The organism is Streptomyces qinglanensis (genome assembly GCF_900111245.1).
In the GTDB taxonomy this organism is placed as follows: domain Bacteria; phylum Actinomycetota; class Actinomycetes; order Streptomycetales; family Streptomycetaceae; genus Streptomyces; species Streptomyces qinglanensis.
In genome coordinates, this window is the sequence record NZ_FOGO01000015.1 from 113,159 (window position 1) to 134,916 (window position 21,758).

General features: G+C 71.8%; 18 protein-coding genes and 2 pseudogenes. 14 read left to right on the forward strand and 6 right to left on the reverse strand.

The features are described from left to right. Positions 1–91 precede the first annotated feature (91 nt). A complete protein-coding gene (locus BMX65_RS26220; protein WP_075002827.1) occupies positions 92–562 on the forward strand; it encodes a Crp/Fnr family transcriptional regulator in 471 nt (156 codons plus the stop codon). A 41-nt stretch (positions 563–603) separates the two neighbouring features. Here BMX65_RS26220 and BMX65_RS26225 read toward each other — a convergent pair whose 3' ends face one another. Further along, positions 604–1,737, reverse strand: coding sequence for a rod shape-determining protein (locus BMX65_RS26225; RefSeq protein ID WP_075002828.1), 1,134 nt, complete (start codon positions 1,735–1,737; stop codon positions 604–606). Positions 1,738–1,979: 242 nt separating this feature from the next. After that, positions 1,980–3,932: an ABC transporter ATP-binding protein gene (locus BMX65_RS26230; RefSeq protein WP_075002829.1), complete on the reverse strand. Its 1,953-nt coding sequence runs from the start codon at positions 3,930–3,932 to the stop codon at positions 1,980–1,982. 190 nt (positions 3,933–4,122) lie between these two features. Here BMX65_RS26230 and BMX65_RS26235 point away from each other — a divergent pair, with 190 nt between their 5' ends. Beyond that, the gene (locus BMX65_RS26235) at positions 4,123–4,362 is read left to right on the forward strand and encodes a DUF397 domain-containing protein (RefSeq protein WP_075002830.1); all 240 of its coding nucleotides are present in this window, start codon (positions 4,123–4,125) and stop codon (positions 4,360–4,362) included. On the opposite strand, the pseudogene BMX65_RS34360 reads toward BMX65_RS26235, so the two are convergent. Further along, positions 4,325–4,561 (reverse strand): annotated as a pseudogene (locus BMX65_RS34360) (ATP-binding protein); the annotation flags it as partial. The gene BMX65_RS26235 and the pseudogene BMX65_RS34360 overlap by 38 nt on opposite strands. Before the next feature lie 282 nt (positions 4,562–4,843). Further along, positions 4,844–5,209 (reverse strand): annotated as a pseudogene (locus BMX65_RS34365) (ATP-binding protein); the annotation flags it as partial. Positions 5,210–5,508: 299 nt separating this feature from the next. On the opposite strand from BMX65_RS34365, the gene BMX65_RS26245 reads away from it, so the two are divergent. The 6 genes from BMX65_RS26245 to BMX65_RS26270 all read left to right on the forward strand — a co-directional run bounded on the left by BMX65_RS26245 (position 5,509) and on the right by BMX65_RS26270 (position 12,256). Next, complete coding sequence (locus tag BMX65_RS26245) at positions 5,509–6,414, forward strand: helix-turn-helix domain-containing protein (protein ID WP_075002832.1); 906 nt, start codon at positions 5,509–5,511, stop codon at positions 6,412–6,414. 56 nt (positions 6,415–6,470) lie between these two features. After that, the gene (locus BMX65_RS26250) at positions 6,471–7,928 is read left to right on the forward strand and encodes an aldehyde dehydrogenase family protein (RefSeq protein ID WP_075002833.1); all 1,458 of its coding nucleotides are present in this window, start codon (positions 6,471–6,473) and stop codon (positions 7,926–7,928) included. 256 nt (positions 7,929–8,184) lie between these two features. Next, complete coding sequence (locus BMX65_RS26255) at positions 8,185–8,781, forward strand: DinB family protein (RefSeq protein WP_075002834.1); 597 nt, start codon at positions 8,185–8,187, stop codon at positions 8,779–8,781. A gap of 83 nt (positions 8,782–8,864) precedes the next feature. After that, positions 8,865–9,470, forward strand: a complete 606-nt coding sequence (locus tag BMX65_RS26260) for a PadR family transcriptional regulator (RefSeq protein ID WP_075002835.1) — start codon at positions 8,865–8,867, stop codon at positions 9,468–9,470. Positions 9,471–9,563: 93 nt separating this feature from the next. Beyond that, positions 9,564–10,385 carry a MerR family transcriptional regulator gene (locus tag BMX65_RS26265; protein WP_079172097.1) on the forward strand — a complete coding sequence of 274 codons (822 nt, stop codon included), beginning with the start codon at positions 9,564–9,566 and terminating at the stop codon, positions 10,383–10,385. Between the two features lie 218 nt (positions 10,386–10,603). Further along, positions 10,604–12,256: a threonine/serine exporter family protein gene (locus BMX65_RS26270; RefSeq protein WP_075002836.1), complete on the forward strand. Its 1,653-nt coding sequence runs from the start codon at positions 10,604–10,606 to the stop codon at positions 12,254–12,256. Positions 12,257–12,340: 84 nt separating this feature from the next. Here BMX65_RS26270 and BMX65_RS26275 read toward each other — a convergent pair whose 3' ends face one another. After that, positions 12,341–12,832 (reverse strand): inorganic diphosphatase, encoded by a 492-nt coding sequence (locus tag BMX65_RS26275; protein ID WP_019355633.1) that lies wholly within the window; start codon positions 12,830–12,832, stop codon positions 12,341–12,343. 132 nt (positions 12,833–12,964) lie between these two features. Here BMX65_RS26275 and dacB point away from each other — a divergent pair, with 132 nt between their 5' ends. The 6 genes from dacB to folE all read left to right on the forward strand — a co-directional run bounded on the left by dacB (position 12,965) and on the right by folE (position 20,920). Next, a complete protein-coding gene (gene dacB, locus BMX65_RS26280) occupies positions 12,965–14,665 on the forward strand; it encodes a D-alanyl-D-alanine carboxypeptidase/D-alanyl-D-alanine endopeptidase (protein ID WP_239502164.1) in 1,701 nt (566 codons plus the stop codon). 68 nt (positions 14,666–14,733) lie between these two features. Beyond that, complete coding sequence (locus BMX65_RS26285) at positions 14,734–15,873, forward strand: zinc-dependent metalloprotease (RefSeq protein WP_075002838.1); 1,140 nt, start codon at positions 14,734–14,736, stop codon at positions 15,871–15,873. Positions 15,874–16,076: 203 nt separating this feature from the next. Beyond that, complete coding sequence (tilS, locus tag BMX65_RS26290; protein ID WP_075002839.1) at positions 16,077–17,315, forward strand: tRNA lysidine(34) synthetase TilS; 1,239 nt, start codon at positions 16,077–16,079, stop codon at positions 17,313–17,315. A gap of 97 nt (positions 17,316–17,412) precedes the next feature. Beyond that, positions 17,413–17,952, forward strand: coding sequence for a hypoxanthine phosphoribosyltransferase (gene hpt / locus BMX65_RS26295; protein ID WP_075002840.1), 540 nt, complete (start codon positions 17,413–17,415; stop codon positions 17,950–17,952). 182 nt (positions 17,953–18,134) lie between these two features. Continuing rightward, a complete protein-coding gene (gene ftsH, locus BMX65_RS26300) occupies positions 18,135–20,156 on the forward strand; it encodes an ATP-dependent zinc metalloprotease FtsH (protein WP_020699826.1) in 2,022 nt (673 codons plus the stop codon). Positions 20,157–20,314: 158 nt separating this feature from the next. After that, positions 20,315–20,920 (forward strand): GTP cyclohydrolase I FolE, encoded by a 606-nt coding sequence (folE, locus tag BMX65_RS26305; RefSeq protein ID WP_075002841.1) that lies wholly within the window; start codon positions 20,315–20,317, stop codon positions 20,918–20,920. 322 nt (positions 20,921–21,242) lie between these two features. Here the strand turns inward: folE and BMX65_RS26310 are convergent, their stop codons facing one another. Continuing rightward, complete coding sequence (locus BMX65_RS26310; RefSeq protein WP_075002842.1) at positions 21,243–21,731, reverse strand: DUF3180 domain-containing protein; 489 nt, start codon at positions 21,729–21,731, stop codon at positions 21,243–21,245. Between the last annotated feature and the right edge of the window lie 27 nt (positions 21,732–21,758).

The following is a 21,758-nucleotide window of genomic DNA, read 5'->3' on the forward strand; positions in this document are numbered from 1 at the left end:
TCCCGGCTCGCCTGTTCGAGTGAGGAGAGGTACCGTGAAAAGGCCGTGACGTGGGAATACGTCGCTCCGTTCCCGGAAGGGAGGGCGGGCCATGCAGACCACGACGGGACTGCTCGGCGAGCTGACACCCGAGCAGCGAGAGCGGGTGCGCTCCCTGGGGTCGGAAGTGCACTTCGACGCCGGGGAACGGATCTTCGAGGAGGGCTCGAGAGCCGACCGGTTCTGGATACTGCACACCGGCTCGGCGACGCTGGCCATGCACATCCCGGGACACCGTGACGTGGCCATCGACCACGTCCGGCACGGGGAGTTGCTCGGCTGGTCCTGGATGTTCCAGCCGTATGTGTGGTCGCTCGCTGCCCAGGCGGACAGTCCCGTCCGCGCCCTGGAGTTCGACGCCCTCACGGTCCGGGTGCTGTGCGACGAGGACACGGCGCTGGGCCTGGCGATGACCAGGTCCGTGGCGGCGGTGATGGCGGACAGGCTGCAGCGCTGCCGTGCCCGGCTGGTGGACCTGTTCGGGCCCTACGCGCCGCACGACGCCGCCACCGACCCGATCTGAACCCGGCGCCGCGCGGCGCAGCCGTCGGGGCCCGGCGCCGGCTAGCCGATGTCCTGCCCCGGCACCGGTACCGCGTCCGCGCCACCCGCGAGCGCACCCGCGCCCGCGGGGACGGCCGTGCCCTCGGCCGCCGGGGAGTCCCAGCCCGTCGGGTGCGGGGTGATCCGGCCCGACATCATCGCGGCGAGCCCGTTGACCGCGCACAGTTCCGGTTCCTCCGCCACCTGCACGGCCATCCCGGTGTGTTCCCGTAGCTGTTCGGCGAGCCCCGGCAGCAGCGCGGTGCCGCCCGCCAGCACCATGCCGTGCTCGGCGAGGTCGGCCACCAGGTCGGGCGGGCAGCGGTGCAGCACGATCCGGATGGTGTCCAGGAGGCCGGTGAGCGGGGTCTGGATGGCACCGCGCACCTCCTCCGGGTCGATGGTGACGGTGCGGGCCAGGCCCGAGACCACGTCCCGGCCCTGTACCTCGATGGTTCCGGTGTAGACGCCGGTGCCGACGCCGCCGCTGCCGAGCAGGGCCAGGTGGAGCGGGCGGACGTCCTGGCTGGGCAGCAGCAGTTCGTGCCGGTTGCGCAGGTACTGCACCACGGAGTGGTGGATGGTGTCCCCGCCCAGGCCGACCGTGCCCGCCGCCACGATGGCGCCCAGCGAGACCACCGCGATCTGGGTGCTGGTCGTCCCGCACAGCAGCACCATCGCCCCTTCGGGGTGGACGACCGGCAGTCCGGATCCGATCGCCGCGGCGATCGGGGCCTCCACCAGTTCGACGTGGCGCGCCCCCACTCCGGAGAGGGTCTCGACGGCGGCGCGGCGGGTCAGGGGGTCGGCGTCGTGCGGGACGGTGACCACGGCCCGCTGCATCGTCCGGCGCCGTCTGAGGCGGGGCAGCTTCTCGCCGATGAGGGTGCGCACCATCCGCCGGGCCATCTCGATGTCCACCACGTGGCCGTTGGCGATCGGCCGGATGACCTCGATGTGCTGCGGTGTGCGTCCGGCCATGCGCTCCGCCGCCTGGCCGACCGCGATCAGGCTGCCGGAGTAGGTGTTCACCGCGACGGCCGACGGCTGGTCGACGATGAGCCCCGCACCCTTCGCGTACACACGGGTCCTGGCCGCCCCCAGGTCGACGGCGACGGAGCAGCGGGTCAGAGACTCGAGGGTGGAGCAGCTCATGGCGCTCGTGTCCTTCCGGCAGGCTGGCGTGTACCAGTGGACCGCCGCGGGACGGAGCCGTGGGACGGTCCACGGCTCAGCCTGTGCCCCCGCGTGCGCTCACGCCTGCCGAGCGCGTCCGCGGGGGTGACACCGGTCGGCCCGCCGCCCGCGTCCGGGTGTGCTCCGGTGCTTCCGGGGCCCGGCGGCGTCCGCGGTCCGCGCCTCCCCGAGGGGGCGCGGGTGCGGGCCTCCGCGGCCGCTCACCTGTGCGGCACCGCCTCCGGGGTCCCGGCGGCGTCCGCACGCGCCTCCGCGGCCTGCGCCTCCGCGGTCTGCGCCTCCGCGGGGTGCTCGCCCGCGAGGAACTGCGTGCGGTGGAGCTCCTCGTAGCGGCCGCCCGCGGCCAGCAGCTCCTCGTGGGTGCCCTGCTCGACGATCCGGCCCTCCTCCAGGACGAGGATCCGGTCGGCGGCCCGCACGGTGGACAGCCGGTGGGCGATGACGAGGGAGGTGCGGCCCTGCAGTGCCTCGACGAGCGCTTCCTGCACGGCGGCCTCGGAGGTGGAGTCCAGGTGGGCCGTCGCCTCGTCCAGCAGGACGAGGCGGGGCCGGGCGAGCAGCAGCCGGGCGATGGTCAGCCGCTGCCGCTCGCCGCCGGAGAGCCGGTAGCCGCGTTCCCCGACGAGGGTGTCCAGCCCGTCCGGCAGGGAGGCGACCAGCCCGTCGAGGCGGGCCCGGCGCAGCGCGGACCACAGCTCTTCGTCGGTGGCTTCGGGCCGGGGCAGCAGCAGGTTGGCGCGGATGGTGTCGTGGAAGAGGTGCCCGTCCTGGGTGACCATGCCGAGGGTCTGCCGGATCGTGGCGGCGCTCAGGTCGCGCACGTCCGTCCCGCCGAGCCGGACGGCGCCGCCGTCCACGTCGTAGAGGCGCGGGAGCAGCGAGGCGAGGGTGGATTTGCCCGCGCCCGAGGAGCCCACGAGGGCGACCATCTGTCCTGGTTCGGCGCGGAAGGAGATGCCGTGCAGCACCTCCTCGCCGCCCCGGGTGTCGAGCGTGGCGACCTCCTCCAGGGACGCGAGGGAGACCTTGTCGGGGGAGGGGTAGCTGAAGTGGACGTCGTCGAACTCGACGGAGACGGGACCGGCGGGCACCTCTTCCGCGTCCGGTTTCTCCTCGATCAGCGGTTCGAGGTCGAGGACTTCGAAGACCCGCTGGAAGCTGACCAGGGCGCTCATGACTGCGACCCGGGCGCTGGCCAGCGCGGTCAGCGGGGCGTAGAGGCGGGTGAGCAGCAGTGCGAGGGAGACCACGGCGCCCGGCTCCAGGCTGCCGCGCAGCGCGTAGTAGCCGCCGAGCCCGTAGACGAGGGCCAGTGCCAGGGCCGCCACCAGGGTCAGTGCGGTGAAGAAGACCTCCTGCACCATGGCGGTGCGCACCCCGATGGCGCGTACCCGGTCGGCGCGGGCGGCGAATTCCTCGGACTCCTCGCGGGGCCGTCCGAACAGCTTGACCAGGGTGGCGCCGGGCGCGGAGAAGCGCTCGGTCATCTGGGTGCTCATCCGCGCGTTGTGGTCGGCCCGCTCCCGCTCCAGCCGGGCGAGCCGGGCGCCCATCCGCCGCGCCGGGAGGACGAACAGCGGCAGCAGCACCAGTGCGAGCAGGGTGATCCGCCAGGACAGGTTGAACATCACCACCAGGGTCAGCAGCAGGGTGACGACGTTGCTGAAGACCTGCGAGAGGGTGGAGGAGAAGGCACGCTGGGCGCCGATGACGTCGTTGTTGAGGCGGCTCACCAGGGCGCCGGTACGGGTGCGGGTGAAGAAGGCCACCGGCATCCGCTGCACATGGTCGTAGACGGCGGTACGCAGATCGAGGATGAGTCCCTCCCCGACACGCGCGGACAGCCAGCGGGTCAGAAGGCCGACGCCCGCCTCCGCCAGGGCGATGGCCGCGATCAGCCCGGCCAGTCCCAGCACGGTACCGGCGGCGGCCTGGTGGTCGATCGCGGTCACCACCCGGCCCGCGAGCAGCGGGGTGGCCACCGTGAGCACCGCGAGCACGCTGCTGAGCAGCATGAACGCGAGCATTCTGCGGTGGTGGCGGTGTGCGAAGCGGACGATGCGGCCGATCGCGGCCGCGGAGAAGGGGTGCTGGTCCTGGTGGGCCTGGCGTGCGTTGTAGAGCGCCTGCCAGGCCGTCATCTCCATGCTCATGGCGTGACGCTAGAACTTGAAGCTAAGTTCAAGTCAAGGGTCTGACCGGAGGTGACGGCCTTGCGACCCGTGGTCGTGCACGTGCATCAGCACATGCATCAGTACGTGAACGAAGTTATGATCCCGGGAAGTTGGCAGTTCACGGCTGCGCGACCCGGTCCTGCACATTCGACCACCTCAGGAGTTCCAAGTGCCCGAAGCGTTCAACGGCATGGCCGCCAGGGACCTCCAGGGGGTCGTGTGGAGAAAGAGCCGCTTCAGCAACTCGCAGGGAGCCTGCGTGGAGTTCGCCAAGCTGCCCAACGGGGAGATCGCCATGCGCAATTCGCGCTTCCCCGACGGGCCCGCGCTCGTCTACACGTCCGCCGAACTGGAGGCGATGATCCTCGGCGTCAAGGACGGTGAGTTCGACGACCTGACAGCCCGCTGACCACCGGCACCCCGCCGGAGGCAGGAGCTTCGCCGAGGGCCGGCACCCCCAGGGCCGGTGCCTCGCGCCCGGTCCGGAAGAGCGCCCAGACGATCTTCCCGGCGAGCGGACCGGAGAGCGGGTGCCAGCCCCAGGCGTCGCTGAAGGAGTCGACCAGGCGCAGACCGCGGCCCGACTCCGCCGTGAAGCCGGGCGTCTCGTACTCCGCGTCCTCGGAGTACGAGACGCCCGACGCGTCGCACGCGGCGAACGCGTCAGCGGCTTCCACGGCGCCCCCGTGTCCCCCGTGTCCCCCGTTTTCCCCGTGTCCGGGAGGCCCCTCGGTTCCGGGGGGCCTCCCGGGTTCAAGAGGGGCCCCGGAAGCCGAGGCACCCCCTCGATCCATGGAGCCCCCGTACTCCATGGAGTGTGCGAGTGCCGGCCGGTCGTGAAGGCCGGCGGGTGTCCCGCGGTCGTCGAATCCCCCGTGTGCCCCCCGGTGCGCGGCGGTGTCCCGCACGGCCGTCACATCGGGGGGCTGGCCGCTGGGGTCCCGTACGGCACAGACCAGCCGGGCCGACCAGCGCATCAGATGCAGCCGGACCGGTGGGTCGCCCTCGTCCCCCGACGCCGCCCCGTGATCGGCGCCGGGGGTGAGGCCGTGCCGCATGGCGTTGGTCACCAGTTCGGAGACCACCAGCGCCACGTCGTCGAACTTCTCTGCCAGGTCCCAGTACCGGAGCGTGCTGCGGGTGAAGTTCCGGGCGCTGGAGACCGCTTCGTAGCGCGGCGGGAGCGCACAGGAGGCGGAGCCGGAGACCGAGGTGGCATCCGGCGTACGGAGCCCCTCCCGTAAGGGCTCCAGCACCGTCGGTCCTTCGGTCCCCAACAAGGGCCACTCCTGGCGTCAGCGGCAGTGTCGATCCTGTGCGGATCCTGTCGGCCGTGCTACTCCGTCTGGTGCGGGCGCCACAGTGCAACCCGCGCAGCCAACTTCCGTGCCGGCGAGTCCACTTGTGCCCTCCCCATGGTTCCCAATGCTCACAGCAGATGCAAGGGCAGATGCACGTGCACGAGAGACTTTCGATCGTGTGTAATCGGGCGGGCACGCAACGGAGCGCGGGGATGGCACACTTCCCTTCAAGCAGGGGTGGAGGGCTGATCGGAATGGCAGCAGAATCGGCAGGGAGCGACATCGGAGCGGCGAAGGGAGTGAACAGCTCCAGCGGCTCGATGGTCCGGCGCATCCTGCTCGGATCGCAGCTCAGGAGATTGCGCGAGGCCCGCGGTGTCACCCGAGAGGCCGCCGGGTACTCGATCCGGGCCTCCGAGTCCAAAATCAGCCGGATGGAGCTGGGCCGGGTCAGTTTCAAGGCCCGGGACGTGGAGGATCTGCTCACGCTCTACGGCGTCACCGACGACGCCGAGCGGGCCCCCCTCCTGGGGCTGGCCAGGGACTCCAGCGTCGCGGGCTGGTGGCACAACTTCAGCGACGTGCTGCCCGGCTGGTTCCAGACGTACGTCGGGCTGGAGGGCGCCGCCTCGCACATCAGCACGTTCGAGGTCCAGTTCGTACACGGACTCCTGCAGACCGGCGAGTACGCCCGGGCCGTGGTCGCCGCCGGCCACCGCACCCCGCTGGCCGAGGAGGACGCCGAGCGCCGCGTCGCGCTCCGGCTGGAACGGCAGAAGCTCCTCCTCGGCGAGAGCGCCCCGCAGTTGGTCTGCGTGCTGGACGAGGCCACGCTGCACCGGCCGTTCGGCTCGCCGGCCGTCATGGAGGCGCAGCTCGCCCACCTGGCCGAGGTCTCCCACCAGCCCAACGTGCATCTGCACGTGGTGCCGTTCGCCCTCGGCGGGCATCCCGCCGAGGCCGGTGCCTTCACCCTGCTGCGCTTCCCCGAGTCCGATCTCAACGACATCGTCTACCTCGAACAGCTCACCAGCGCCCTGTACCTGGACAAGCGGGACGAGGTGGCACAGTACGACCAGGCGCTGCGGCGGCTGGTGGACATCAGCCTTTCTCCCGAAGACACCCGGGATCACCTGTGGCGAATCCGCCAACTCCTGTGACACATCGGTACGATGACCAAGCAGCAGCATCTCCTTCAACCCCCCGAAGGAATGGCATGGCCTACTTCACGGATCTGGCACTCCAGTGCATAAACGGCGAGTGGCGTCCCGGCTCCGGCTCCTGGGACATCATCGACTTCAACCCGTACAACGGGGAGAAGCTCGCCTCCATCACCGTCGCCACGCGCGACGAGGTGGACGAGGCGTATCGCGCGGCGGAACGCGCGCAGCGCGACTGGGCTGCCACCAACCCGTACACCCGCAGACGGGTCTTCGAGCGGGCGATCCGGGTCATCGAGGAGAACGAGCCGCAGATCACCGAGGCCATCATCGCCGAGCTGGGCGGCACCCGGCACAAGGCGGCCTTCGAGATCCACATGGTGAAGGAGTTCTTCCGGGAGGCGCTCCAGCTCTCCCTCAACCCGCTCGGGGAGATCCTGCCCTCCTCGGTGCCGGGCAAGGAGAACCGCGTCTACCGGGACCCGGTGGGGGTCGTGGGGGTCATCTCCCCCTTCAACTACCCGTTCCTGCTGGCGGTCAAGTCCGTGGCACCCGCGCTGGCGCTGGGCAACGCCACCGTACTCAAGCCGCACCAGTCGACCCCGGTGTGCGGGGGCACCCTGGTCGCCAAGGTGCTGGAGGACGCCGGGCTGCCGCCGGGGCTGGTGAACGTCGTGATCACCGACAGCGCGGAGATCGGCGACACGCTGATCGAGCACCCGGTGCCGAAGGTCATCTCCTTCACCGGCTCCGACCGCGTCGGCCGCCACGTGGCCACCGTCGCGGGCCGCAACTTCAAGCGGGTGATACTCCAACTCGGCTCCAACAGCGGCCTGGTGGTGCTGGACGACGCCGATGTGGACTACGCCGTGGACGCCGCGGTCTACAGCCGCTTCGTCAACCAGGGCCAACTGTGCATGGCGGCCAACCGGATCATCGTGGACCGCAGCCTGGAGCGGGAGTTCACCGCGAAGTTCGTGGACCGGGTCGGCAGGCTGGTGGTGGGTGACCCGGCGAAGCCGGAGACCCACATCGGCCCGCTGATCAATTCCCGCCAGGCGGAGCGGGTGACGGCCATCGTCGAGCAGGCCCTCTCCGAGGGTGCCACGGCGCTGCTGCACGGCTCGGCGGACGGCAACCTCGTCTCGCCCAGCGTGCTGGCGGACCTGCCGCCCGACTCCCCGCTGCGGCACGAGGAGATCTTCGGGCCGGTCGCGCTGATCATCGGCGCGGACGGCGAGGAGGACGCGGTGCGGGTCGCCAACGACACCCCCTACGGACTCGCCGGTGCGGTGCACACCGCGGACATCGAGCGCGGTGTCTCCGTCGCCCGCCGGATCGAGGCGGGCATGGTGCATGTGAACGACTCCACGGTCGCCGACGAACCGATCGTGCCGTACGGCGGCGAGAAGCACTCGGGCCTCGGCAGGCTGAACGGACCCCAGGTGGTGGAGGCGTTCACCACCACCCGCTGGGTCTCCATCCAGCGGGAGCGCAGCGAGTTCCCGTTCTGACCGTTCTGACGGGCTCCACCCGGCCCCCGCGGGCCGGGTGGAGCCCGTCAGAACAGCATGGCGCCCTCCCGATACCGGGCGCCCCCGCCGCGCTGCCGTGCTGCCGCGGCGTCCCCTCGCCCGTGCCGGGGCCGACGGCGCCGGAAGGTCCGCCCGCTCGCGCGCGATCGAGGACAGAACCTGACCGCGAGGCCGCATAGCTTGTGGTCACCGGCCGGGGAGAGGCCCCGGACCGACCCGAGAGGTGGCGAGCAGCATGCCGGTAGTCGTCCAGGCAGAGACCCCCGGTGACGAGCGCGGAGCCCTGCTGGCGTTCCTGGAGGCGCAGCGCGGCGGCATCCGCCGGGCCCTGCACGGGCTGACCGAGGAGCAGGCCCGCAGCACCCCTGCGGCCAGCGAACTGTCGGTGGCCGGCGTCCTCAAGCATGTGACCGTGATGGAGGTGAGCTGGCTGCGCACCTTCCGCGGGATCGAGGCCGGTGAGGAGGAGAAGCGCGCGGAGTGGGAGACCAGCTTCATCCCCGGCCCGGAGCAGACCGTCGAGGTGCTGCTGGCCGACAGCGAGCGGGTCGGTGCCGAGACCGAGCGGGCCGTCGGCGGGCTCGGCTCCCTGGACGAGACCTTCGTCGTGCCGCCCGCGCCCTGGGACAAGGGCGGCGAGTTCTCCTGGCGCTGGGGCCTGCTGCACCTGATCGAGGAGTACGCGCGGCACGCGGGGCACGCCGACATCATCCGCGAGACGCTCGACGGCAAGGGCGCCTTCGACCTCGTGTTCGAGACGGGCGCGATGCCCGAGCCGGACTGGTCGGCCTTCGGCGGCGCACCCGGCGGGGGCGACACCGCGCAGAACTGAGCCCGCTGCCGCTCCCCGCCCCGGCGGACCCGCATAGGGTGGTGCTTGACAGAACCACGGCGGTGTGACTGGGGCAGGGAGCGATGTCGGCGATCCGGCTGCTGGTGCTGGGAGACGTGCGGCTGCGGGGGCGGGCGCACGGCTACCAGGTCCGCAACGATCTGGAGTTCTGGGGCGCGCACGAGTGGTCCGCGGCCAAGCCCGGTTCGATCTACCACGCGCTCAAGCAGCTCGCCAAGCAGGATCTGCTGCTCGCGCACGACATCGCCCCCAGCACCGCCGGCGGTCCGCCGCGCACCGAGTACGAGATCACCGCGGCCGGTGAGGCGGAGTTCTTCCGGCTGCTGCGGCACGCGCTGACCGCCACCCGGGAGAAGCAGGAGCTGCTCACCTCCGCCGTCGGGTTCCTCGTCGACCTGCCCCGCGCCGAGGCCGTCGCGCTGCTGGAGGAGCGGGTCGCCGCGCTGGAGTCCTGGCGCGCGGAGGTCACCTCGAGCTGGGCCCCGGACGGCGGTGTTCCACCGGAGTGGGGCCACATCGGGGAGATCATGAAGCTGTGGGTGCACACGGCCGAGAGCGACGCGGCGTGGGCCCGCGACCTGATCTCCCGGCTGGAGGGCGGCGCCTTCGTGATGGCGGGCGAGGGCGACCGGGACCTCAGCGTTCTGACGGACCGGCGCCCGTTCTGACCCGGGCACCGGAGCGGCGCCCGGAAGAACGGCTTGCACCTCACGTGACGTGAGGGAGCACCGTGGATGCCGTAAGCGAACGAGGAGGCGGAAATGGGCCACTCCGTCGGGCAGGTCGCCGGTTTCGCCGGGATCACGGTGCGCACCCTGCACCACTACGACGAGATCGGACTGCTGGTCCCCGGGGAGCGCACGGCGGCCGGACACCGGCGCTACACCGATGCCGACCTGGACCGGCTGCAGCAGATCCTCTTCCACCGGGAACTGGGCTTCCCGCTGGAGGAGGTCGCCGTCCTGCTGGACGACCCCGCTGCGGACCCGATCACCCTGCTGCGCCGGCAGCACGCCGTGCTGACGGCGCGGATCGGTCGGCTCACGGAGATGGCCACCGCCGTGGAACGCGCCATGGAGGCACGGAAAATGGGCATCAGTCTCACCCCCGAGGAGCGGTTCGAGGTCTTCGGGGACTTCGACCCGGAGGCGCACGCCGAGGAGGCGGAGCACCGCTGGGGCAGCACCGAGGCGTACCGGGAGTCGCAGCGCCGCGCCGCCGCCCGCACCAAGGAGGACTGGCAGGCGCTCACGCGGGAGCTGGACGAGATCCACCGCGCGGTCGCCGACCGGATGGCGGCCGGGGACGCGCCGGACGCACCCGGAGTGACCGATCTGGCCGAGCGGCACCGGCTGTTCATCTCCCGGACCAGCTACCCGTGCGATCACGGGATGCACAGCAGGCTCGGCGAGATGTACGTCCAGGACGAGCGCTTCACCGCGACCTACGACGCGATCCGGCCGGGGCTGGCCCGGTACCTGCGGGACGCGATCGCGGCCAACGAAGAGCGCGAGCGGGAGCGCGAACGCGCGGCAAACGCAGTAAGCACGGAGCGGGGCGAGAGCGGGTCCTCCGCTCCCTGAGCCCCCTCCGCACTCCCTGCCCTCGTGTTCTCTCTCTTTTAATTCCCCTGTACAGGGGGACCTTTGGGGAGAGGATCACTTCTCATGCTCCACTGTGAGGTAGCACGCTTCCGGGTCGTGGAACCATTTCCGTTGGACACCACGTCGGTCGTGTGGCACTGCTGGAAACTTGAGACGGAACGCGCATCAGGCGCGAGAGGGTAAGGAGCGCACAGAAAGTGGTGGGGCAGCCCCGGGGAAACGGCGACGCCGCGGAGCAGGGTGGTGAGCCGGACGACACCAAACCGGCGTCCGACGAATCACGCAGCGCCTTCACGGCGCCCTTGGGCGTGCCGCTTCCCCCCGTCCCGGAGGAGGAGCACCCGACCTCCGAGTTCACCATCCCGGAGGGGCTGGTCAGTCCGCTGTCGTACGAGCCGGGCAGCGCCTTCACGCCGCCCGACGGCATCCCCGTCGTCGGGCCGCTGGCCAAGCCGGGCTCGCCCTGGCAGGACCGGATGCGCTCCATGGTCCGGATGCCGCTCGCCGAGCGTCCGGTCCCCGAGCGCTCCCCGCGCGGTGACGAGGGCGCGGAGAGCGGACCCCCCGTTCCCCGCGTTCTCGACCTGACGCTCCGGATCGGCGAGCTGCTGCTCGCGGGCGGGGAGGGCGCCGAGGACGTGGAGGCGGCCATGTTCGGCGTCGCACACGCCTACGGACTCGACCGCACCGAACCCGAGGTCACCTTCACCCTGCTGTCCATCACCCACCAGCCCTCGCTGGTGGACGACCCGGTCACGCTCAGCCGGACCGTCCGCAGGCGCGGCACCGACTACACCCGGCTGTCGGCCGTCTTCGCGCTCGTCGCCGACATCACCCAGGGCGAGGTGTCGCTGGAAGAGGCATACCGGCGGCTCGCGGAGATGCGCCGCAACCGGCACCCCTACACCAAGTGGGCGCTGACCGTGGCCAGCGGCGCCCTGTCCGGCGCGGCCTCGCTGCTGGTGGGCGGTGACGGGCTGGTCTTCGTGCTGGCCGCGTTCGGCGCCATGCTCGGCGACCGGCTGGCCTGGCTGTGCGCCGGGCGCGGACTGCCGGAGTTCTACCAGTTCGCGGCCGCCGCCATGCCCCCGGCCGGGATGGGCGTCGGCGTCGCACTGCTCGCCCAGCACACCGACACCCGCATCCAGGCATCCGCGGTCATCACCGGTGGCCTCTTCGCGCTGATCCCGGGGCGGGCACTGGTCGCCGCCGTGCACGACGGACTCACCGGCTTCTACATCACCGCCGCCGCCCGGCTGCTGGAGGTCATCTACCTCATCGTCGGGATCGTCTGCGGCGTGCTGATGGTGCTGTACCTGGGCGCCCGGCTGAACGCCCGGCTGACGCCCGACATCGTGCACCACAGCGACCGGCCGCTCACCCAGTTGCTGGCCGCCATGCTGCTGGCGCTCGCGTTCTGCGTGCTGCTCCAGCAGGAGCGCCACACCGTGGTGCTGGCCACCATGAACGGGGGCGTCGCCTGGCTGATCTTCGGCGTGCTGACCAAGGCCGACGTCACACCGGTCCCGGCCACCGTGGTCGCCGCCGGGCTCGTCGGCCTCTTCGGCCAACTGCTGTCCCGGTACCAGTTCGCCTCGTCGCTGCCGTACATCACAGCGGCGATCGGGCCGCTGCTGCCGGGTAGCAACACCTACTTCGGGCTGCTGAACATCGCCCAGGGCGACGTCAACAAGGGGTTCGAGCATCTGGCCACGGCCGGCGCGCTGGCCCTGGCCATCGCCATCGGGGTCAACCTGGGCGGCGAGCTGGCCCGCCTCTTCATCAAGACCCCGGGCCAGGAGACCCCGCTGCCCGGCCGCCGCGCCGCAAAGCGCACCCGGGGCTTCTGAGCGGCGGAGGGGCTGCCCGGCGACCGGGCAGCCCCTCCGTCACCCGAACGGGGGCAGGGGCGCAGCCCCGTGCAGAAACGGTTCTCAGTGCCCGCCCTCGGCGGCCAGCCGCTTGATGGACGCCTCGACCTCGGCCTCGGCCTCCGCGCGGCCCACCCAGTCGGCGCCCTCGACCGACTTGCCGGGCTCCAGGTCCTTGTAGACCTCGAAGAAGTGCTGGATCTCCAGCCGGTCGAACTCGCTCACGTGGTGGATGTCGCGCAGGTGCTCCATCCGCGGGTCCGAGGAGGGGACGCACAGCAGCTTGTCGTCGCCGCCCGCCTCGTCGGTCATCCGGAACATCCCGATGGCGCGGCACTTGATGATGCACCCCGGGAAGGTGGGCTCCTCCAGCAGCACGAGCGCGTCGAGCGGGTCGCCGTCCTCGCCCAGGGTGCCGTCGACGAAGCCGTAGTCCGCCGGGTACACGGTCGAAGTGAACAGGTGCCGGTCGAGGCGGATGCGGCCCGTCTCGTGGTCCACCTCGTACTTGTTCCGCGAGCCCTTCGGGATCTCGATGGTGACGTCGAACTCCAAGGGAGGCTCCTCCGTATAGATCATGATGAGATCAGCACTCGTGTGCCCTGGGGGCCGTCCCCCAGAAGAACTCCAGTCTGGTGATTAAGTGTCCCCCACGCACATGTGTGCTCGCGAAAGGGGCTGGTCGAGGTGCATGACACCGGATCGAAGGTGCGTGGCGCCGCGAACCGGGCATACCGCTCCGGCCTCCGCGCGGCCCGCTCCGCGGCGGCGTACACCCGGACCGTCGCGCCCCGTGCGCACGCCCTCGCGGCACACACTCGTACGACCGCCGCCCGCGCGGCCGCCCGCGGGCGCGCCGCGGTGCACGGGGCCCGGCGTCGTTGGCGGGCGGCCTCTCCGCAGCAGCGGCTGACGGTCCGGTTCACCGCCGCCTCCACCGCGCTGGGGCTCGTGGCCGCGCTGCTGGCGGTGGCCGCGGCGGGGCCGTGGGACTCGGGTCAGCGTACGGCCGAGCGGGTCCGGGCGGCCCGCCAGGAACGCGGAAGTGGCGCGGACCACACCCCCGGCACCCCCGGCAGCCCCGGTCGCCCCTCCGGACCCCCCGCCGCCCCCCAGGTGCTCGCCGCGGCCGGGCCCGTTCCGGAACAGGGCGCGGGCGAGGGCGGCCCGCAGGGCTCCGGTCGCGGCGACACCCGGCCGGAGCAGATGCCGCCGCCCACCGCCTCGGCCCTCGCCGACACCCTCGAACCGCTGATCGAGGACGGTTCGCTCGGTGCCGTACGGCACGCCTCCGTCGTGGACGCCGTCACCGGGCGGCAGCTCTTCTCCCGGGACGCCCGGGCGGTCTCGGCCCCCGCCTCCACGATCAAGCTGGCCACCGCCGTCGCGGCGCTGACCGCGCGCGGCGAGACGTACCGCATCGCCACCCGCGCGGTCCGCGAGGACGACCGGGTCACCCTCGTCGGCGGCGGCGACCCCACGCTCACCGGGAAGGACCTGACGGCCCTGGCCGCGCGGACCGCCCGGGCCCTGGACCGGGACGAGGTGCACACGGTCCGGCTCCGGTACGACACCTCCCGCTACACCGGCACCGAGCGGCACGTCATCGGGCCCAACGAGAACCTGGCCCGGGTCACCCCGCTGATGGTCGAGGAAGGCCGCACGGACGACAGCGACCACGGCCCGGCGCCGCGCGCCGCCGACCCCGCCCGGGAGGCGGCCGACGCGTTCGCGGACGCGCTCGAGGACAAGGGGGTCGCCGTCGAGGGCGCACCCCGGGAGCGCACCGCGGGGAAGCAGGCCACCGAACTGGCCGTGCACCGCTCGGCGCCGCTCGGCGCGCTGGTCGAGCGGATGCTCACCCACAGCGACAACGACCTCGCCGAGGCCCTCGCGCGTCAGACGGCCCTCGCCGCGGGCGAGCCGGCCGGCTTCCGTGGTGCGGGCCGCGCCGTACGGCACACCCTCGACCGGCTCGGCCTGCCGCTCGAAGGTGCCCGCTTCGCGGACGGCAGCGGCCTCGACCGCGCGGACCGGGTCTCCCCGGCCCTGCTCACCCGACTGCTCACCCTGGCGGCCGATCCGGACCGCCCCGCGCTGCGCACCGTCCTCACCGGGCTGCCCGTCGCCCGGTTCACCGGCACCCTCGGCAGCCGGTACGGCGGCGAGCGCGGCGAGCCCGGCGCGGGGCTGGTGCGGGCCAAGACCGGCACCCTGACCGGGGTGAACACGCTGGCCGGCACCGTCGTGGACGCGGACGGCCGGATGCTGGCCTTCGCGTTCATGACGACGGGAGCCGGTGCGCGGGACGCGGCGCAGCGGTCCCTGGACCGGCTCGCCTCGGCCCTGGCCAACTGCGGCTGCCGGGATTCGCCCTCCGCGGGCTGATCCCCGGGCGGGCGCGTGGTCCTCGCGGTCTCCTCCCGCCCCGCACGCACTGCACGTACGGTGAAAGAATGACGAGCCTCGGTGGTGTGCAGATGGTCGACTGGAATCTCGCGGTCACGACCGCGACCCGGCTCGGACGGCCGGGGCCGGAAGTCAGCAGGGAAGAGGCCCGCGGCATCGTCGCCGAGCTGAGGCGGCACGCGAAGGTCTCCGAGGAGCACGTACGCGGCTTCACCCGGCTGGCCCCCGCCGACGCCGAGGCGGGGGACACGCCCGTCCTGGTGGTGGACCGGCCCGGTTGGGTGCGGGCCAACGTCGCCGGGTTCCGGGAGCTGCTCTCGCCGCTGCTGGGAAAGGTGGCCGAGCGCCGCGCCGGTGTCCCCGGCGGGGCCGTGCTCGGCGCGGTCGGCGGCAAGGTCACCGGGGTGGAGGTCGGCATGCTGCTGTCCTTCCTCTCCTCGCGGGTGCTGGGCCAGTACGAGACGTTCGCGCCGGCCGGCCGCGACCTGCCGGGGGGCGCCGACGGCGGCGGGCGGCTGCTGCTGGTCGCGCCGAACATCGTGCACGTGGAGCGCGAGCTGGGGGTGGACCCGCACGACTTCCGGCTGTGGGTGTGCCTGCACGAGGAGACGCACCGCACCCAGTTCACGGCGGTGCCCTGGCTGCGTGACCACCTGCGGATGGAGATCCAGTCCTTCCTGGAGCAGACCGACATCGACCCCTCGACGCTGGTGGAGCGGCTCCGGGAGGCCGTCCAGTCGCCGGCCGGCGGCAGGCCGGGCGAGGACGGCGCGGCCGACGAAGCGGAGGAGCGGCCCGGCCTCGTGGAGCTGGTGCAGACCCCGGCGCAGCGCGAGGTGCTGGGCCGGCTGACCGCCGTCATGTCGCTGCTGGAGGGGCACGCCGACTACGTGATGGACGGTGTGGGCCCGCAGGTCGTCCCGACCGTCACCGAGATCCGCGAGAAGTTCCAGAAGCGCCGGGCCGCCGGTGCCGGACGGCTCGACCTGGCGCTGCGCAAGCTGCTGGGCCTGGACGCGAAGCTGCGCCAGTACCGGGACGGGGAGCGGTTCGTGCGCACCGTGGTGGACGAGGTGGGCATGGAGGGTTTCAACCGTGTGTGGACGTCACCGAACACCCTTCCGACGAAGGCGGAGATCGCCCGACCCGCGGAGTGGATCGCGAGGGTGCACCGCAAGGCCGATTGAGGCGGACGGAAGCCTCGCCAATCACCCTTCCGAGGGACCGTGCGGGCGGGGTACGCGTGCGATGCTCGGGGAACACAGTCCGTCTCTGTCACCATCGACACACACAGCGTGACAGCAGTTGCCGACTTCGACGCCCCCACCCGGATCCGCGGAAGCCCCCCTTCCGCGGTCTGCGCAGCTCCTGACGAGGAAGTGAATCGGACATGGGTCCCCACCCCGCGGTCGCCGCAATACGCCTGGCGGTCCGCCGCACACTCCACGACGTGCTCAGCGCGCACGACCTCAGCGCCCACGACGCGAGCACGCGCGGCGCGCGCGGCGCACACCTCGCGGCGACCCCCCAGACCGCCGGCCCCCTCCCCACTGATCTCCCCACTGATCTCCCCGCCGATCTCCCCGCCACCGAAGCGCCGCCACCGCTCGTCCTCGTCGCCTGCTCCGGCGGCGCCGACTCGATGGCCCTCGCCTCCGCGCTCGCGTTCGAAGCCCCCCGCCTCGGCCTGCGGGCCGGCGGCGTCACGGTCGACCACGGCCTGCAGCCCGGCTCCGCCGAGCGCGCCCAGGACGTCGCCGACCGGCTGGCCGGACTCGGACTGACGCCGGTCGAGTCGGTCGCCATCCAGGTGGGACGGACCAACACCGGCCCCGAAGCCGCCGCGCGCGAGGGCCGGTACGCCGCGCTGGACGCGATCGCGGAGCGGTACGGCGCGGCCGCCGTGCTGCTCGGCCACACCCGCGACGACCAGGCGGAGACGGTGCTGCTCGGGCTGGCCCGCGGCTCCGGCACCCGCTCGCTGTCCGGCATGGCGGCGGTCTCGGGGCCCGGCGGCCGCTACCGCCGCCCGTTCCTGGCCGTCGACCGGCAGACCACCCGCAAGGCGTGCATGGTCCAGTCGCTCCCCGTCTGGGACGACCCGCACAACGCGGATCCCGCCTACACCCGCTCCCGCGTCCGCCACGAGGCGCTGCCGGCGCTGGAGAAGGCGCTCGGCAAGGGCGTCATCGAGGCCCTGGCCCGTACGGCGCAGCTCTCCCGGGACGACGCGGACGCGCTCGACGCATGGACCGACGACGCCGAGCGCGCCGTCGTGCGCACCCCCGGCAGCGGTCCGGAGGACGCCGGGGTGCCGGACCAGGCGGACGGTTCGGCGCCCTCCGGCCGGGCCGTCGCCCGGACGGAGGGCGCGCCCGGCGCCGACGGAGCGGTGGAGCTGGACGTGGTGCGGCTGTACGCGCTGCCGCCCGCGGTGCGGCGGCGGGTGCTGCGCCGGGCGGCGATCGAGGCCGGCTCCCCGGCCGGGTCGCTGTTCGCCCGGCACGTCGAGGAGATGGACCGCCTCATCACCGCGTGGCGCGGTCAGCGGGCCCTCAACCTGCCCGGGCGTGTGGAGGTCGCGCGCCAGGGTGGCAGACTGGTCATCCGGCACGGCTCACCGAGCTGACCGGCGCCCCGGCACTCACCGGGCCGTCCGGAGGCTGCGGCGGGCCGGGGCGACCGGACCGCGACGAGCGAGAGCAGCACGGGTGGACGAGAAAGACATGGGCACCGACCTGCAGTCGGTGCTGGTCAGCAAGGAAGAGATCGACGCGAAGCTGGCCGAGCTGGCGGAGCGGATCGACGCGGAGTACGCGGGCGAGGACCTGCTGCTGGTCGGGGTGCTCAAGGGTGCCGTCATGGTGATGGCGGACCTGGCGCGCGCCCTGTCCACCCCGGCGACGATGGACTGGATGGCGGTGTCCTCCTACGGCGCCGGGACCCAGTCCTCGGGTGTGGTCCGGATCCTCAAGGACCTGGACACGGACATCAAGGGGAAGCACGTCCTGATCGTCGAGGACATCATCGACTCGGGGCTGACGCTCTCCTGGCTGCTGTCCAACCTGGGATCCCGCGAGCCCGCCTCCCTCAACGTGTGCACCCTGCTGCGCAAGCCGGACGCCGCCAAGGTGGCGATCGACGTGAAGTGGGTGGGTTTCGACATCCCGAACGAGTTCGTCGTCGGCTACGGCCTCGACTATGCCGAGCGGTACCGCAATCTGCCGTTCGTCGGCACGCTTGCCCCGCACGTATACGGCGGCTGACATCCGTCGCGCACGCGCGTGCGGGCCGGGAACACAGGGTCGGTGTCCCTCGTTGCAGGGTCGGAGGGCGGTGCGGTTGACCGTCCTCGGCGGCGCCGGGTGACAATGCTGGGGTACCGTCCGAAGGTCAGGCTTTTCAACTCACTGTGGCAGGAGGGACGGGGCCCACGCGCTCCGTATGGATGGACGTGAAGCGATACTTCCGCGGGCCGGTCATGTGGATCGTGCTGGCCGTCCTTGCCGTGGTCGTGTTGATGCAGGTCGTCGGCTCGTCCGGCGGCTTCAAGACGGTGGACACCGGCCAGGTCGTACAGGCGATCCGACAGGACAAGGTGAAGTCCGCAGAGCTCACCACGGGCGACGAGCAGATCGTCAAGCTCGAGCTCAAGGACGGCGCCAAGGTCGAGGACAGCGACAAGATCAAGGCGAGCTACATCGACTCCCAGGGAGTCGACATCGCCAAGGAACTCCAGAGCAAGTACGACCAGAAGGAGATCCCGAAGGGATACACGGTCGCGCCGCAGAAGCAGAACCCGTTCGTCGGGATGCTGATCTCGCTGCTGCCGTTCGTGCTGATCATCGTCATCTTCCTGTTCCTGATGAACCAGATGCAGGGCGGCGGCTCCCGGGTGATGAACTTCGGGAAGTCCAAGGCCAAGCTCATCACCAAGGACACCCCGAAGACGACCTTCACCGACGTGGCCGGCTCCGACGAGGCCGTCGAGGAGCTCCACGAGATCAAGGACTTCCTGCAGGAGCCCGCCAAGTTCCAGGCCGTCGGTGCCAAGATCCCGAAGGGCGTGCTGCTCTACGGCCCGCCCGGCACCGGTAAGACGCTGCTCGCCCGCGCGGTCGCGGGTGAGGCGGGCGTGCCGTTCTACTCGATCTCCGGTTCGGACTTCGTGGAGATGTTCGTCGGTGTCGGCGCCTCCCGGGTGCGCGACCTGTTCGAGCAGGCCAAGGCGAACGCCCCGGCCATCGTCTTCGTCGACGAGATCGACGCCGTCGGCCGGCACCGCGGTGCCGGTATGGGCGGCGGCCACGACGAGCGGGAGCAGACCCTCAACCAGCTCCTGGTCGAGATGGACGGCTTCGACGTCAAGGGCGGCGTCATCCTGATCGCCGCCACCAACCGGCCGGACATCCTGGACCCGGCACTGCTGCGGCCGGGCCGGTTCGACCGGCAGATCGCCGTCGACCGCCCGGACATGCAGGGCCGCCTGGAGATCCTCCAGGTCCACCAGAAGGGCAAGCCGATGGCGCCCGACGTGGATCTGAGTGCGGTCGCCCGGCGCACCCCGGGCTTCACCGGCGCCGACCTGAGCAACGTGCTGAACGAGGCCGCGCTGCTCACCGCGCGCAGCGACCAGAAGCTGATCGACAACAAGTATCTGGACGAGGCGATCGACCGCGTCGTGGCCGGACCGCAGAAGCGGACCCGGATCATGAGCGACAAGGAGAAGAAGATCACCGCGTACCACGAGGGCGGACACGCCCTGGTCGCGGCGGCCTCACCCAACTCCGATCCGGTCCACAAGATCACCATCCTCTCCAGAGGCCGCGCGCTCGGGTACACGATGGTCCTCCCCGACGAGGACAAGTACTCGACCACGCGGAACGAGATGCTCGACCAGCTCGCCTACATGATGGGCGGCCGGGCGGCCGAGGAGCTGGTCTTCCACGACCCGACCACGGGCGCGGCCAATGACATCGAGAAGGCGACGGCCACCGCGCGCGCGATGGTCACCCAGTACGGCATGACCGAGCGGCTGGGCGCCATCAAGTTCGGCTCCGACCAGTCCGAGCCCTTCCTGGGCAAGGAGATGTCCCACCAGCGGGACTACTCCGAGGAGGTCGCCGGACTGGTGGACGAGGAGGTCAAGAAGCTGATCGAGACGGCGCACAACGAAGCCTGGGAAATCCTGGTGGAGAACCGCGACGTCCTCGACAACCTCGTCCTGGCCCTGCTGGAGAAGGAGACGCTGAACAAGGAGGAGATCGCCGAGGTCTTCAACCCTGTCGTCAAGCGTCCGGCCCGCCCCGCCTGGACGGGTTCCTCGCGGCGTACTCCCTCCACCCGGCCCCCGGTGTCGGCTCCGCCCGCGGCGCTGACCAACGGGAACTCCGGCCCGAACCTGGGCAAGGAGATCGGCCCCCGGGACTCGGACGCCATCGTCGAGCCCGTGGATCCGGACAACGGATAACCGCAGGTGGGCGCGGTGAGAACCGCGCCACGGAATGTCAGCCGCGCCCCTCGGGTTAATGTCGAGGGGCGCGGCTTTTCGCTGTGTACGCGACAGTCCGGCCGGATCACGCACGGTGACGGTCCGCAGGCTGTGGAAGTCGAGGAACGAGGGACCAGATGACCGACCCGGTGACCCTGGACGGGGAGAGCCCGAACAGCGCCTTCGACGAGAAGCGCGCCGAGAACGCGATACGCGAGCTCCTGATCGCCGTGGGCGAGGATCCCGACCGGGAGGGACTCCTGGAGACCCCGGCGCGGGTGGCCCGCGCCTACCGGGAGATGTTCGCGGGCTTGAACCAGCGCCCCGAGGACGTGCTGACCACGACGTTCGACCTTGGTCACGACGAGATGGTCCTGGTCAAGGACATCGAGGTGGTCAGCCAGTGCGAGCACCACCTGCTGCCGTTCCACGGCATGGCGCACGTCGGCTACATCCCGTCCGCCAGCGGCAAGATCACGGGGTTGTCCAAGCTGGCCCGGCTGGTCGACGTCTTCGCCCGCCGGCCCCAGGTGCAGGAGCGGCTGACGACCCAGATCGCCGACTCGCTGATGCGGATTCTGGAGCCCCGCGGGGTCATCGTGGTCATCGAGTGCGAACACATGTGCATGTCGGTGCGGGGGGTCCGGAAGCCCGGCGCCAAGACGACGACCTCCGCGGTCCGCGGACAGCTCCGCGACGCGACCACCCGGGCCGAGGCGATGAGCCTGATATTGGCCCGCTGAGTCCGGGCCTGAGTCCCTGAGTCCGGGCCTGAGTCCCTGAGTCCGGGCCTGAGTCCCTGAGTCCGGGCCTGAGTCCCTGAGTCCGGGCCTGAGTCCCTGAGGCCGGGCCTGAGTCCCTGAGGCCGGGCCTGAGCCTGCGGCGCATGTCCTCCGCGGGGTGAAGGCCGGGCCGGAAGCGTCCGGGACTGAGGCCGGGCCGGAAGCGTCCGGGACGCCTCCTGGTCGGCAAGGCCCTGCTGCCGCCGGTTCCGGCTCCTTCGCGCCCGCCGTCCGGGCCGTGCTCCGGCCCGTCGGGCCCGGTCCGGGCACGGCCCCGCCGGGTTCAGGCCGCGGCGGTCGGGGGGCCGTTCTCGTCCTCGTCCTCGGGCAGCCGGCAGATGCGCTCCAGCAGGACGGCCGCCGCTATCACCGCGATGCCCGCCACCACGGAGAGGCCCGCGTAGAGCGCCTGCTGGGCGCGGGCCGGGACGTCGGCGCGTTCGGTGATCAGGAACAGCCCGGTTCCGCCGTACATGCCCGAGACCAGCCCGGCCACCAGGGCGCTCGCCTGTCCGAAGAGGACGGCACGGGCCGCCATCATCGGGTCCACACCCTTGGCACCCGGCTCCCGCTCCCGCTGCGCCTTCAGTCGGGAGCGCAGCGAGAGCGCGGTGGCCAGCAGCACCGCCGCGATGGCGCCGAGCACGATGGGCGCGGCGAACGGCACCCCCGGCAGCGTGCCCAGCGCGTCCCACAGCCGCGCTCCGCCCCACGAGAGCACTCCGGCGACGACGAAGAGCGCCGCGAGGGTGCGGATACGGAGTTGGTTCATCGAGCTTCCACCTCGCGGGTGCGATCC

Coding starts and splice junctions, on each gene's coding strand:
- BMX65_RS26220 (WP_075002827.1), top strand. CDS start 92: ATGCAGACCACGACGGGACTGCTCGGCGAGCTGACACCCGAGCAGCGA.
- folE (WP_075002841.1), top strand. CDS start 20,315: ATGACCGACCCGGTGACCCTGGACGGGGAGAGCCCGAACAGCGCCTTC.
- BMX65_RS26230 (WP_075002829.1), bottom strand. CDS start 3,932: ATGAGCATGGAGATGACGGCCTGGCAGGCGCTCTACAACGCACGCCAG.
- hpt (WP_075002840.1), top strand. CDS start 17,413: ATGGGCACCGACCTGCAGTCGGTGCTGGTCAGCAAGGAAGAGATCGAC.
- BMX65_RS26245 (WP_075002832.1), top strand. CDS start 5,509: ATGGCAGCAGAATCGGCAGGGAGCGACATCGGAGCGGCGAAGGGAGTG.
- BMX65_RS26250 (WP_075002833.1), top strand. CDS start 6,471: ATGGCCTACTTCACGGATCTGGCACTCCAGTGCATAAACGGCGAGTGG.
- BMX65_RS26260 (WP_075002835.1), top strand. CDS start 8,865: ATGTCGGCGATCCGGCTGCTGGTGCTGGGAGACGTGCGGCTGCGGGGG.
- BMX65_RS26265 (WP_079172097.1), top strand. CDS start 9,564: ATGGGCCACTCCGTCGGGCAGGTCGCCGGTTTCGCCGGGATCACGGTG.
- BMX65_RS26225 (WP_075002828.1), bottom strand. CDS start 1,737: ATGAGCTGCTCCACCCTCGAGTCTCTGACCCGCTGCTCCGTCGCCGTC.
- BMX65_RS26255 (WP_075002834.1), top strand. CDS start 8,185: ATGCCGGTAGTCGTCCAGGCAGAGACCCCCGGTGACGAGCGCGGAGCC.
- ftsH (WP_020699826.1), top strand. CDS start 18,135: ATGGACGTGAAGCGATACTTCCGCGGGCCGGTCATGTGGATCGTGCTG.
- BMX65_RS26285 (WP_075002838.1), top strand. CDS start 14,734: ATGACGAGCCTCGGTGGTGTGCAGATGGTCGACTGGAATCTCGCGGTC.
- BMX65_RS26310 (WP_075002842.1), bottom strand. CDS start 21,731: ATGAACCAACTCCGTATCCGCACCCTCGCGGCGCTCTTCGTCGTCGCC.
- tilS (WP_075002839.1), top strand. CDS start 16,077: ATGGGTCCCCACCCCGCGGTCGCCGCAATACGCCTGGCGGTCCGCCGC.